The organism is Psychroserpens sp. (genome assembly GCF_034670085.1).
Classification (GTDB): domain Bacteria; phylum Bacteroidota; class Bacteroidia; order Flavobacteriales; family Flavobacteriaceae; genus Psychroserpens.
Map to the genome: position 1 here is coordinate 39,423 of NZ_JAXMOD010000006.1, position 12,982 is coordinate 52,404.

General features: G+C 32.8%; 18 protein-coding genes. 4 read left to right on the plus strand and 14 right to left on the minus strand.

The genetic code is table 11. The features are described from left to right. The first annotated feature begins 42 nt into the window (after positions 1–42). On the plus strand, positions 43–474 hold the full coding sequence (locus VOI25_RS10995; protein ID WP_323789127.1) for a TerB family tellurite resistance protein: 432 nt from the start codon (positions 43–45) through the stop codon (positions 472–474). Between the two features lie 52 nt (positions 475–526). On the opposite strand, the gene fbp is transcribed toward VOI25_RS10995, so the two are convergent. Beyond that, on the minus strand, positions 527–1,531 hold the full coding sequence (gene fbp / locus VOI25_RS11000; protein WP_323789128.1) for a class 1 fructose-bisphosphatase: 1,005 nt from the start codon (positions 1,529–1,531) through the stop codon (positions 527–529). A gap of 121 nt (positions 1,532–1,652) precedes the next feature. Between fbp and VOI25_RS11005 the strand changes: the two genes are divergently transcribed. The 3 genes from VOI25_RS11005 to VOI25_RS11015 are packed head-to-tail and all read left to right on the plus strand — an operon-like array spanning position 1,653 to position 5,249. After that, positions 1,653–2,132: a GNAT family N-acetyltransferase gene (locus VOI25_RS11005; RefSeq protein ID WP_323789129.1), complete on the plus strand. Its 480-nt coding sequence runs from the start codon at positions 1,653–1,655 to the stop codon at positions 2,130–2,132. Position 2,133: 1 nt separating this feature from the next. Next, positions 2,134–3,384, plus strand: a complete 1,251-nt coding sequence (locus VOI25_RS11010) for an aspartate kinase (protein ID WP_323789130.1) — start codon at positions 2,134–2,136, stop codon at positions 3,382–3,384. 20 nt (positions 3,385–3,404) lie between these two features. Further along, positions 3,405–5,249, plus strand: a complete 1,845-nt coding sequence (locus VOI25_RS11015) for a lysophospholipid acyltransferase family protein (RefSeq protein ID WP_323789131.1) — start codon at positions 3,405–3,407, stop codon at positions 5,247–5,249. Here VOI25_RS11015 and VOI25_RS11020 read toward each other — a convergent pair. The 13 genes from VOI25_RS11020 to mgtE form a co-directional block, all read right to left on the minus strand. After that, the gene (locus VOI25_RS11020; protein ID WP_416376069.1) at positions 5,244–5,663 is read right to left on the minus strand and encodes an arsenate reductase ArsC; all 420 of its coding nucleotides are present in this window, start codon (positions 5,661–5,663) and stop codon (positions 5,244–5,246) included. The two genes, VOI25_RS11015 and VOI25_RS11020, sit on opposite strands and share 6 nt — an antisense overlap. Before the next feature lie 83 nt (positions 5,664–5,746). Next, entirely contained in the window at positions 5,747–6,319 is a 573-nt protein-coding gene (locus tag VOI25_RS11025) for a hypothetical protein (RefSeq protein ID WP_323789132.1), read from the minus strand. 18 nt (positions 6,320–6,337) lie between these two features. Further along, on the minus strand, positions 6,338–6,835 hold the full coding sequence (locus VOI25_RS11030; protein WP_323789133.1) for a DUF6428 family protein: 498 nt from the start codon (positions 6,833–6,835) through the stop codon (positions 6,338–6,340). Positions 6,836–6,859: 24 nt separating this feature from the next. Beyond that, complete coding sequence (locus VOI25_RS11035) at positions 6,860–7,183, minus strand: metalloregulator ArsR/SmtB family transcription factor (protein ID WP_323789134.1); 324 nt, start codon at positions 7,181–7,183, stop codon at positions 6,860–6,862. Between the two features lie 109 nt (positions 7,184–7,292). Further along, positions 7,293–7,748, minus strand: a complete 456-nt coding sequence (locus VOI25_RS11040; protein WP_323789135.1) for an NINE protein — start codon at positions 7,746–7,748, stop codon at positions 7,293–7,295. A gap of 79 nt (positions 7,749–7,827) precedes the next feature. Next, the gene (locus VOI25_RS11045) at positions 7,828–8,214 is read right to left on the minus strand and encodes a VOC family protein (RefSeq protein ID WP_323789136.1); all 387 of its coding nucleotides are present in this window, start codon (positions 8,212–8,214) and stop codon (positions 7,828–7,830) included. 1 nt (position 8,215) lies between these two features. Further along, positions 8,216–8,674 (minus strand): DUF1801 domain-containing protein, encoded by a 459-nt coding sequence (locus VOI25_RS11050; RefSeq protein ID WP_323789137.1) that lies wholly within the window; start codon positions 8,672–8,674, stop codon positions 8,216–8,218. Between the two features lie 11 nt (positions 8,675–8,685). Then, positions 8,686–9,147: a DUF4199 domain-containing protein gene (locus tag VOI25_RS11055; RefSeq protein WP_323789138.1), complete on the minus strand. Its 462-nt coding sequence runs from the start codon at positions 9,145–9,147 to the stop codon at positions 8,686–8,688. Positions 9,148–9,183: 36 nt separating this feature from the next. Further along, positions 9,184–9,555 (minus strand): VOC family protein, encoded by a 372-nt coding sequence (locus VOI25_RS11060; RefSeq protein ID WP_323789139.1) that lies wholly within the window; start codon positions 9,553–9,555, stop codon positions 9,184–9,186. Between the two features lie 107 nt (positions 9,556–9,662). Next, positions 9,663–10,073: a response regulator transcription factor gene (locus VOI25_RS11065; RefSeq protein ID WP_323789140.1), complete on the minus strand. Its 411-nt coding sequence runs from the start codon at positions 10,071–10,073 to the stop codon at positions 9,663–9,665. Between the two features lie 70 nt (positions 10,074–10,143). Continuing rightward, a complete protein-coding gene (locus VOI25_RS11070) occupies positions 10,144–11,133 on the minus strand; it encodes a 2-hydroxyacid dehydrogenase (protein WP_323789141.1) in 990 nt (329 codons plus the stop codon). Continuing rightward, on the minus strand, positions 11,130–11,495 hold the full coding sequence (locus VOI25_RS11075; protein ID WP_323789142.1) for a cupin domain-containing protein: 366 nt from the start codon (positions 11,493–11,495) through the stop codon (positions 11,130–11,132). Before VOI25_RS11075 ends, VOI25_RS11070 begins: the two co-directional genes overlap by 4 nt. A 112-nt stretch (positions 11,496–11,607) precedes the next feature. Continuing rightward, on the minus strand, positions 11,608–12,978 hold the full coding sequence (gene mgtE / locus VOI25_RS11080; protein ID WP_323789143.1) for a magnesium transporter: 1,371 nt from the start codon (positions 12,976–12,978) through the stop codon (positions 11,608–11,610). Between the last annotated feature and the right edge of the window lie 4 nt (positions 12,979–12,982).

Sequence of the window (12,982 nt, forward strand, 5' to 3'; positions counted from 1 at the left end):
GTATTAATAAAACTATCTTTGTGCCACTAAAAATCAAAACATATGTCATTTTCAGAATTATTCGAAAGCGGATTTAAAAAACGTAATGAAGACCATTTTGCTTCAATAGTTAGAGTTGCAATGAGCGATGGTGTAATAACTGATGCTGAAAAAGCTTTTTTAGATCGATTGGCGACTAGATTAGATATAACAGAACACGATTATAAACAAATATTAAAGGATTATAAAAGTCATCCTTTAAATGCACCACATTCCTATGATGATCGATTAGAACGATTATACGATTTAGCACGAATGGTTTGGGCAGATGATCTAGAAGGACCAAATCAACATTGGTTATTAGAAAAACTTTGTGTTGGATTAGGATTTCATGCTCAAAATGTAAAATATATTGCAGATAAGGCTTTGGCTCTTGCCTATGAAAAAGTTGATGCTGATACTTTTATAGAAGAAATGAAAAACATGAATAAGTAATAGTTTACTACTTATATAAAAGAAAAAAGCAATCTATTTTAGGTTGCTTTTTTTATGCATTACGCATAAATTCTTCAGCTTTTTCTACCATATTTTTGCTTCCACAGATAAAAGGAACACGTTCATGTAATTCGGTAGGTTGAATATCCATAATTCTTGTAAATCCATCACTAGCTTTACCATTAGCTTGCTCTGCTAAAAATGCCATAGGATTACATTCGTAAAGGAGCCTTAACTTCCCATTAGAATTCATAGAACTTTTAGGATATAAATAAATACCACCTTTAATCATGTTTCTATGAAAATCGGAAACTAGAGATCCAATGTATCGACTCGTATAAGGTCTGTCTCCATCTTCTTCTTGGCAATATTTGATATAATTTTTAATCCCTTGTGGGAAGTGAATATAATTCCCTTCATTTACAGAGTAAATTTTCCCATCTTCTGGGAATTCCATATCAGGATGTGATAAATAAAAGGATCCAATGGCTGGATTTAAGGTGAATCCATTTACACCATCTCCAGTTGTATAAACAAGCATCGTTGATGTTCCATAAACTACATAACCAGCTGCAACTTGTTGACTTCCTTTTTGAAGAAAATCCTCAATTGTTACAGGAGTTCCAACTGGTGTAACTCTTCTGTAGATTGAAAAAATAGTTCCTACAGATACATTAACATCAATGTTAGATGAACCGTCTAAGGGGTCTATTAAAACAACATATTTGTTTTGGTGGTTTTCATCTTGACTATTTATAGATATAAAATCATCCTCTTCTTCACTAGCAATTCCACAAACAATATTTCGTTTAGTCATGGTCTGAATAAACTTATCATTAGCATAAACATCTAATTTTTGTTGATCTTCACCTTGTATGTTTGTATCACCTGCAGTTCCAATAATATCTACTAAACCAGCTTTATTAACTTCGTGATTAACAACTTTTGCAGCTAGCCTAATTGAATTTATAAGTCTTGATAACTCTCCTGAAGTATATTTGAAAGACGATTGGTTTTCGATAATAAACTCACCAAGAGTTTGATTTTTTTGAGACATTTATTCTAAATGATTAGTTTATGCAAATATCGTATTTTTTAACAAACTACAACGTTATCGTTAGGCTTTTAATGTTTTTTAAACATAACTTTTAAACTATCTTTACGGAAACAAATTTGTTATGAGTTTTGTGATAAGAGTCGCTACCGAAGACGATATTCCAGTTATTTTAGAATTGATTATAGAATTGGCTGTGTACGAAAATGAGCCTGATGCAGTTAGTATTAGTGTTGAAGATTTGAAAACGTACGGCTTTAATAATAATCCAAGGTTTCACTGTTTTGTTGGTGAAGTAAATGGAGTAGTACAGGGAATGGCTTTGACTTATGAGCGATTTTCTACATGGAAAGGTCCAGTTTTGCATCTTGAAGACTTAATTGTGAGCCAAAAAATGAGAGGTTCAGGTTTGGGTACAGCTTTGCTAGATGAAGTTGTGGCATACGGAAATCAATTAGGGGTAAAACGAATAACTTGGGTAGTTTTAAATTGGAACACATCAGCCATAGAGTTTTATAAAAAGAAAGGTGCTAAAATAGATTCAGAATGGGATTCAGTAAATTTAGATGAAGTAGGAATAAAAAATTATTTATCAAAAATATAATATGCAAGTATTCAAATTTGGAGGCGCTTCAGTAAAAGATGCTAGTGGTGTTAAAAATTTAGCAAAAGTTTTGCAGGACGTTGGTTATGATAATACATTGGTTGTGGTTTCTGCGATGGGAAAAACCACCAACGCTCTTGAATTAGTGGTCAAAAATTATTTAGATAATACAAGTGAATTACAAAGTTCAATACAAGAGGTAAAAAAATATCATAACGAAATTTTATTAGATCTTTTTGCAAACACTCAACATCCCATCTTTAAAAAAGTTACAACTATTTTTGAGGATTTAAATCATTTCTTAAATCATAATAAATCTCCAGATTATAATTTTGTTTACGATCAAACCATTGGTTTTGGTGAATTAATTTCAACCACAATTATTAGTGCATACTTAAATTCAATTGGTATTAAAAACAATTGGATTGATGTTCGGAATTTCATCAAAACAGACGATTATTACCGAAGAGCAAATGTAAATTGGAAACAAACGCAAATTGCTATAACAGAAAATTTTGATAAAAAATCACTGAATATTACGCAAGGGTTTTTGGGAAGTGATGCTAATAATTTTACGACCACCTTAGGTCGTGAAGGAAGTGATTACACTGCGGCAATTTTTGCCTATTGCTTAAATGCACAAAGTGTTACGATTTGGAAAGATGTGCCTGGAATACTCAATGCAGATCCACGTTATTTTGAAAAAGCGCAGTTACTTCACAGTATTTCTTATAGAGAAGCTATTGAACTTGCATTTTATGGAGCTTCCGTAATTCATCCAAAAACGTTACAACCTTTGCAGCAAAAAGAAATTCCTTTATATGTGAAATCGTTTCTGAATCCAAAAGATGAAGGCACAAAAGTTGATAAAGTGACCGGAATAACTCCAAACATACCATGTTTTATTGTTAAAAAAAATCAAGTGTTAGTATCACTGTCATCATTAGATTTTAGCTATATCGTTGAAGAAAATATTAGTGAAATTTTTAAGCTATTACATTTTTATAAAATGAAAGTTGATGTCATACAGAATTCTGCAATTAGTTTTTCGGTATGTTTTGAAAACACATATAATAATTTAGAACGCTTACTTCAGCATTTAAAAGCAAAATTTAAAGTAACATGTCATGAAAATGTGAGTCTTTATACTGTGAGACATTATAATGACAAGGCTATCACGTCCATTGAAAAAGATAAAACCCTGTTATTAAAACAATTAACACAAGAAACAATTCAAATCGTAACTAAATAACATTTAGTACATTTACAGTCATGACCAAGCCACCAGATATAGGATTAGTTACCGCAAAAGAAGTTGCAAAAGCCATTAATGTGGACAAGTATGGTTTTTTAGGAACTTTTGTTGGTTGGCTATTGATGAAGCTTCTTAAAATATCTACACTGAATAAAATCTACAAACGCAATAAGCATTTAAGTGATGGTGCATTTTTAGATGGAATTTTAGATGATTTTCAAATCAAATTTGAAATTCCAGATGAAGATTTAAAACGTTTACCCAAAGATGGTGCTTACATCACAGTTAGTAATCATCCTTTAGGTGGAATTGATGGCATTCTATTATTAAAATTAATGATAGAACAGCGAAAAGATTTTAAGATTATCGCTAACTTTTTGTTGCACAGGATTGAACCCTTAAAGCCTTATATCATGCCAGTAAATCCTTTTGAAGATCGAAAGGATGTGAAGTCGAGTATTGCTGGTTTTAAAAATGCAATTTTACATTTAAGGGAAGGTCATCCATTGGGTATTTTTCCTGCTGGTGAAGTTTCTACTTACAGAGATGGTAAACTTGTAGTAGATAAACCTTGGGAAGAAGCTGCAATGAAATTAATTCAAAAAGCAGAAGTTCCAGTGGTGCCAATTTACTTTCATGCTAAGAATAGTAAATTGTTTTATAAACTATCAAAAATTAGTGATACGTTCAGAACGGCTAAATTGCCATCAGAATTACTTACCCAAAAACATCGTATTATTAAGGTGAGAATAGGAAGGCCAATTTCTGTTGGTGACCAGAAAGAACACGATACTCTTTCTAGTTTTTCAGAATTTTTACGACGTAAAACATACATGTTGTCTAATGCTTTCGAAGACAAACCAAAAATTTTAGATAACCTCTCAAATACATTAAAGAATCCACCAAAACCACCAAAGCGAATCGTTGGAGGTGTGAGTCAAGATAAAATGATTTCTGAGGTTGAAACACTACGCAAAGGAGATTTTAGATTACTTGAAAGTAAAAATTATGAAGTGTATTTATGCAGTGCTAATCAAATCCCTAATATTCTGCATGAAATAGGTCGTTTGCGAGAAATTACATTTAGAGCTATTGGTGAAGGTACTAATGAAGCGATCGATCTTGATGGTTTTGACACCTATTATCATCATATGTTTTTATGGGATACAGAGACTAATCAGTTAGCTGGAGCTTATAGAATGGGATTGGGTTCTCAGATTTTTGCTAAGTATGGAATTGACGGATTTTATCTTCAGGATTTATTCCGTTTTGAACCAGAATTGTATAAAATGATGAGTGAGTCGATCGAAATGGGTCGTGCTTTCATCATCAAAGAATACCAGCAAAAACCTATGCCTTTATTTTTGCTATGGAAAGGGATTGTGCACACAACATTGCGTTATCCTGAGCATAAATATCTTATTGGAGGTGTTAGTATTAGTAATCAGTTTTCTAATTTTTCAAAATCATTGATGATTGAATTTATGAAGTCGCATTACTACGATCCATATGTTGCTCAATATGTACATCCTAAAAAAGAATTCAAGGTTGTACTTAAAGATGCAGATAAGGATTTTGTGTTTGATGAAACTGAAGCTGATTTGAATAAGTTTGATAAGATTATTGATGAAGTTGAACCTGGCGCATTGCGCTTACCAGTTCTCTTGAAAAAGTATATCAAACAAAATGCACGATTGGTTGCGTTTAATGTTGATCCTTTATTCAACAATTCTGTTGATGGATTGATGTATATAAAAATTGCCGACTTACCTGAAAGTACAGTTAAACCTGTTATGGAAGAGTTTCAAGCTGAGTTAGAACGAAAGTTTTCTAACGGAACTAATGATGAAGCTGAATTATAAATAACGTTCAACAAAGTCTGTACAATAATCTTTTATTTCCTCTCTGGCTTTTAAAAATGCAGCATGCTTTTCTGTATCTGTTCCTACCACTTTTGAAGGGTCAAAAAAGTTATGGTGCAACCTCAAAGCGTTTTCACTTGGAATGAATGGACAATTTTCATTGGCATGATCACAAACTGTAATGATAAAATCAAAATTAATAGTTTTATACTCTTCAACATTATTTGAAGTATGAGAGGTAATGTCAATATTATCCTCTTTCATAATTGCTACAGCTCCTGGATTTAATCCATGGGTTTCAATCCCAGCACTATAAATCTTGGCTTTTTCGTTGGCAAGTAAATTAAGATAACCATGAGCCATTTGGCTTCTACAAGAGTTTCCAGTGCAAAGAACGAGAATATTTTTTATCATTTTCTATTTATTGGTTTCGCTTTTTTAAACGAATATTATTAAGAGTTTTAAAAAAAGGTCTAAATATAACACTTACTATGATTCTAACAACACGTTATTTTTAAACGATTGGTATTCCAAAACAACTTTCCTTTTGGATATATTACAATTAAATGAATCAAAGCCAATACCACACTTCCTGGAATAATATTAACTGCAATAAACTGTAGCATATCTTTTGCAAAGCTATTTGGTAAAGCTGTAGTAAAACTTAAAACACCTTCATTAATTGTTAAGCGCACTGCTATTATAAGAACAATTGCCGCAAAATGAAAACTGTTAGAAAACAAATGAATTATATATTCCCATTTGGGTAAGCCATTCATGAACTCTCGACTGTCTTTTTCGGAATAAGCATCGAGACCAAGAGTAATGAGATCAATAAGAACCAAACTTAAGCCAATATAAAAACTCAATGAATTTTCAGTATCAATAAATAAAAACCAAATAATTAAAGGAAATAAAATGGCTCTAATTGTATGAGTTTTATGTTCAAAGGCACTTTCTTTTTTGTTGAAAAGCTCATATTTCCATATATGTAGATAGAAGCCATCATAGGTAGCTAGAATCATAAATAAAATAAGGAATGCGGATGACAAATAAAATAAGATTTCCATGTTTATATTGGTTTTAATTTAACAACAGTTACCAGTTGGAGAACAACATGGTTCTTCATTAATAGGAGTGTCTTTGCTTTGTTCGGGAACACCGCATAACTCTTTGGCTTTACAGTCTGTTTTTTCAATTGTTAGCTTAACAATAAAGTTGTTATCGCGGATTTCGAAATCGTTAACAAACAACTGGGCAGTATGAAATGTAGCATTGCTATATTCAAATTTAATTTCAGAATCTAGATCATAGGCTTTCATTTGACCTACTTTTTTTAGGATACCAAATGCTTTTAAAACAGACATGTGATTTGTTTTAAAAGCTTCAGCAGGACTTTCCCAAAGTTGCACTATGGTTTCATTCCATCGATCTGCCTGACTTCCACAGTCGACAGAATCTATTGTGATATGTTTTACTTCAGTGATATGATAATTTGCAGCTACATATTGATTTGTAGCATATTCAAATTGCAATACTTTGTCTTTATGTTCTTCTAATAGATTAAAAAATTCTTGAGTTTTCATCTTTTCTTAGTTTTGGTATTTAGTTTAACAACAATTATTAGTAGTTTTTTTAAAAAAGGAGTTTAAAATCATTTGTATTTCTTCAAAGCGAGTGATGTTGAGACAATAGCATTTTTTCTTGCCTTCAAAACGACCTTGAAGTAGTCCTGCGTCACCAATCACGGTTAGATGTTGGGATATAGTGGCTTGAGACAAGCCTATTTCGCTTACTAGGTCGTTACAAATACAACCTTCTTGTTCACTTATATATTTTAATATAGCAACACGAGCAGGATGTGCAAATACTTTTGCAAAAGTTGCAATATCATTTATTTGATCGGTAAAAATGAATCGTTTAGTAACTCCCATGATGTGTAATTTAATACAAATATAACATATTATCGTAATATTGCAATATTACGATAATAAAGATTTTAAAAAAACCAGAAAAATGAATTCTCTGGTTTTTAATATTTATTTAGAACCAAGGTTTTTTACCAACTTGATATGTGTTATAAAATTCTTCATCAGATTTTGTTAAGTAAATAATACCTTCTACAAGTCCGATAATACTAACAACAAGCGTCCCTATTCCACAAGTAACAAAATATAGAATTATAGATGAAACTAGCATTATTGCGCCTTCTTTACTATAACCTAAAACAAATTTGTGAACTCCAGCCCAGCCCAAAAGTATTCCTAGGACACCAGCTAAAACCTTTTTATTATCTCCAGAAGCACTATTGAATGCCTCTTTTGCGCTATCTGCAAATTCAGAAGCAGCTTCTTTGGCATCTTCAGCAAACTCACTAGCTTTTTCTTTTGCTTCACCTGCAAATTCACTTGCTTTATCGGCTGCTTTTTTTGCGCCATCTTTTGCATCTCCTAACATATCGTTAAGGTCGTCACTTAAATTTTTGTTATCGTCAGACATAGTTTTATGATTTTTAATTGGTTAGGTTATAAATTTAATAAATTTGTTCAAGATATTAGTCTATAAACCAATTCAATTGTTACAAAAAGGCTTTGTCTATGGGTTCCCATAATTCAATTTTATTACCATCGTTATCTAAGATCCAGCCAAACTTTCCATATTCGTATTCTTGCATCTCACCTATTATGGTCACACCTTCATCTTTTAATGCTATCAATAATTCTGTTAAGTTTTCAACACGATAATTAAACATGAATTCTCTTTTTGAAGGCTCAAAGTATTTCGTGTCCTCAGGAAAAGCACTCCATTGCGTAGAACAATCTTTTCCTTCTTTATCCTTCCACCAAAAGGTACAGCCATAGTCGTCTGTATTAAATCCTAAATGTTTTTTATACCAATCTTTAGAAGCTTTTGGGTCTTTGCTTTTAAAAAACAATCCACCTATTCCTGTAACTCTATTTTTCATTTTATTTTTTGTTTAGTGCTGTTTCATAAATATCAATCCATTCGTCTACAGTCATCTTTCCAAGAAGTTCTTCAATTAAATCATATGGAATATCATCGATTTTTTTAAAACGAACGCAACTTTTACCCATATCTAATTTGTATTTGCAATGCTTTGGATACTCAGAAACGAACCAATCATATAATTCTTTTTTGGCATACATACCTGAATGGTAAAGTGCAATAAAATTCTTTTGTGAAGCCAAATTTATAAAAGGCAATGGCGGAAATGGTTTACAGTGATAGCCATTTGGATAAATAGACTTCGGAACATAATAGGCCAACATGCCATAACCCATTCCAGCCTCTAAGCCTTTAGGCATATGCTTTTTTATAAGGTTATTTAATTTTGTAATTGGTGCTTTTCTGTCTTCTGGAAGTTGACTAATATAGTCTTCTGGTGTTGTTGAATCGGATTGCATAATGGTGTATTTTATTTACGTTGAAGGATTAATGCCGAAATTAAAGATATAATAAATCCTATAATAGTTACAAGGACGAGCATAAAAAGTGCTGCGGTAGTACTTGTCATTTCAAAAATTTCATCTGCTCTGCCTTGATCAACTAATGTTTTTTCATAATCACTAAAAAAAGAAGGGTTTACAAATTTTGTGTAGATGAAATCTGCAATGGCAATTCCTAAACCAACTAATATTGAGATAAGGACACCAATTAATATAGCTTTTCCTAATGTAATTAAACCATTGTTGAGGTGGTCTCTATAATGTTTGATGCCGAAATAGATAAATGAAAGGGATAAGAAAATAGAAATATAACCAAGTATTTCATTCGTTGAATCGTCAAATTTATTAATCCCAACAACGAGATGAATTGTAAAAATCACGAATCCTGTTAGGAGTCCGTAAAGACCGTATTTTAGAACTGTTTGTTTCATAATATGATGATTTTAGTGTTGTGTTTAGGCGCCTAATTATACATGCTGATCAATAAGAATGGTGTTTCCATCAGGATCAAAAAAGACAATACTCGCTGGACCAGATGTACTGCCATCGGTTTCTTTTTCTAACGTAACAGCATTGGTCTTTAGATGATTTTGAATTGCTCTCACATCATCATAGGATTCTAATGTATTTGCATTTTGATCCCAACCAGGATTAAATGTCAATATATTGTTTTCAAACATGCCTTGAAAAAGACCAATAATGGAGTCGCCATTTTTCATGATTACGTAATTGCGTTCAATATCTCCAGCAAAAACTGTAAAGCCTAAAGTTTCATAAAATGTTTTAGAAGCATGAATGTCTTTCACATTCAAACTCACCGAAAATGCACCTAATTTCATATGGATTAGTTTTTAGATTAATACAACACAAAACTATGAGAAGTCCTTTAAAATCAGTTCATACTAAAGTACCAAACCACTCATACTTTAGTTTAAAAGTAGGCTTTTTAAATAATATTGAAGTCTTTTGCTTTTTGTAATGCCTGAGTGCGTCGTTTTGCATTGAGTTTTGAAAGAAGGTTGGACACATGGGTTTTTATAGTACTTTCTGAAACAAATAATTTTTCTCCGATTTCCTTATTTGAAAGCCCTTCTGAAATCCCTAAAAGGACTTCATATTCTCGTTTACTTATATTAAGTGATTTAATTTTTTTGTGATCGATATCTTCTGAAGCCGAATGACGTTTTTGAAGACTTCTTTTATTTAAGTAGACACCGACAAAGAAGAAAACGACAGCAATGATTGCAATGGTAAATTCTGAATCTAAATCACCAGAAATAACAGCATACTTGCTAAACTGAAACAATAACAGTAATCCTAAAATAAGCAATCCGAAAACGATTATAGTTTTTCTCATGCTTTAAATTTAAACAAAATAGTAGGATGTCTTTCAGAGCAAAGCGAAGAATCTTTGCAAAATAAATTCTTCAGTCACTGCGTTCATTCTGAATGACAAAGGACTTTATTTTATCGACAATGGTTTGCGCTAGTTTTTCTTTACTTTCTATAGTCCATCCAGCCACATGTGGTGAAAGTAAAACGTTTTCTGCTGAAATTAGATATTTAAAAGCTTCTGGCATTTCTTTAATTGCACTTCGACTGCGCTCAGTGTGACAGTTCGTTTTGAACAAATTCTCAAATGATGATTTTTCATATTCTAAAACATCTAATCCAGCACCTAAAATTTTACCTGATTGCAATGCAGAAACTAAATCTTTGGTAACCACACTTTTTCCGCGAGCGGTGTTAATTAGCCAAAAAGGATTTTGGAATGCATCAATAAAGGATGTGTTTACCATATCAATTGTCAATGGTGTTTCTGGTGTATGTAAGCTTAGCACGTTTGCTTTGGATTGTAGCTCTTCTAAACTGACTTGTTTAGCATTTTGATCTCCAACATTAGCTTTGATATCATAGCATATGACTCCAACATCAAAACCTCGAAGTTTTTTCGCAAAGGCTTTACCCATATTTCCGTAACCTATTAAACCAACAATTTTTCCGTCAAGTTCTAATCCACGATTGTCTTCACGTAACCATTTCCCATTACGAACTTCACGATCTGCTTTATTGAGTTTGTTGAAAAGAGACAACAACATGGCTAAACTGTGTTCACCAACGGCATTGCTATTGCCTTCTGGAGCAGCAATTAGTTGTATCCCTTTTTGTTGAGCGTAATCACAATCGATATTTTCTAATCCAGCACCAACACGACCAATAAATTTTAGATTTTTGGCTGCATCTAAGAATTGTTTATCAATTTTAAATCGACTACGAATAACAAAGCCATCATATTCATGCATGATATTTTCAATGGCTTCTTTAGATGATGTATAATCTTCATCATTAGTGAATCCTAACGCATTGAGCTGCTCAATTAATAGCGGATGATTTGTATCTAGATGGAGTATTTTCAAATTTCTGGATATTCGGTTTGTGTTAATTCTGCTTGTACTTTTCCTGTATGAGCAGTACTTAGTTTTTCAAATAAAAGGAGATGAACCTCTTCATCATTTTTTGTACTAGGATTATGTTCTACGCCTTTGGGTACAACAATGAGTCCACCTTCGTTTACCACTTCTGTACGGTCTCTAAATTGCATGTATAAAGTGCCTTTAATAACTTGAAATAATTCGTCTTCATCCTCATGACTATGCCATACAAATTCGCCTTTTATTTTGGCTAGTATGACTTGCATATTGTCTACAGTTGCAATGCGATGTGGATGCCATTGTTTTGAGAACAGCGCATGTTTATCTTTAATATTTATGGGTTTCATGATGCAAGTTTTAGTGGCATTAAAGTTACAAAGTTTTGCGTTAGTGATGGAGCAACTGTTGGAGCTCCTCGAAGAGAGCGACTTGCGAGAGCACGACCTGAAAGGGAACGCTCTAAATATTTAAAATCAATTTTGCAATCCAAAAATAGATAAGAATTCCAAAGATATCATTACTTGTCGTAATAAATGGTCCAGTTGCGATTGCTGGATCAATGCCACGTTTGTCTAGAAAAAGCGGAACAAACGTACCTATTAAACCTGCAATAATAATGACCGCAATAAGCGAGACAGATATAGCAAGAGCCGTTAATGGTTCTCCTTTGGTTGCCCAAACGAAAAGAAACAAGAACAAAGCTAAAATGGTTCCGTTTAATGCAGCGAGTAGCATTTCTTTTATGAGTCGGCTATTGATACTTCCTTTAACATCATCATTAGCTAAACCTTGCACAATAATCGCACTTGATTGAACGCCTACGTTACCTGCCATTGCAGCAATTAAAGGTGTAAAAAAGAATAACAGTGCATATTTTTCAAAAATACCATGAAAGCCTTCCATAATTAAAAAGGCTCCAATACCACCTACAAGACCTAAGAATAGCCAAGGTAATCGTGCTCTGGTCAATTCAAGAATGCTATCATCTGCTTCAACATCACCTGTGATACCTGCAGCCATTTGGTAATCTTTATCAGCTTCTTCTTTTAAAACATCAACAATATCATCAATTGTAATTCTACCCAACAACTTTTGGTTGTCATCTACAACAGGAATAGCTTCTAAATCATATTTGGCCATGACTCTCGCAACATCTTCAACATCATCATTTACATAGACCCAATCGACCGTATCTTTATAAATATCTGAGATTTTTTGTTCGCTTTTAGCAACAATTAGATCCTTTAAAGACAACCGACCAATAAGCTTTTCTTCTTTGTCTACAACATAAATAGAGTGCACTCTTGTAACTTCTTTGGCTTGACCTCTAATGCGACGTAAGCATCCAGCAACAGTCCAAGTTTCATATACCTTAACAAGTTCTTTTGCCATTAGTCCACCAGCAGAATCTTCATCATACGCTAAAAGCTCAGTAATTTCTTCTCTGTGTTCGTCATCTTCTATTTGGGAGATAACTTCTGCTTGGCGTTCTTCAGATAATTCGGCAATTAGATCGGCTGCATCATCGGTATCTAATTCTTCAACCTCTTCAGCAATTTCTTTAGCTGAAAGGTTTTCAAGCACTTTTTCTCTGGTGTCTTCATCAAGTTCGGTAAGAATATCAGAAGTTGTTTCAGAATCTAACAATTTGATGACGTATACGGCATCGTCTAAGTCTAATTCATCTAAAATTTCGGCAACATCAGCAAAGTGAAACTCATTTAAAAGCGCTTTTAACCCTTTGTCTTCAGAATTGGAAACAAGAAGTTCTACTTTCTCAATGAGTTCATCGGTAAGTTCAAATTGTATATTGTCTTTTTCTTCTACCAAGTTT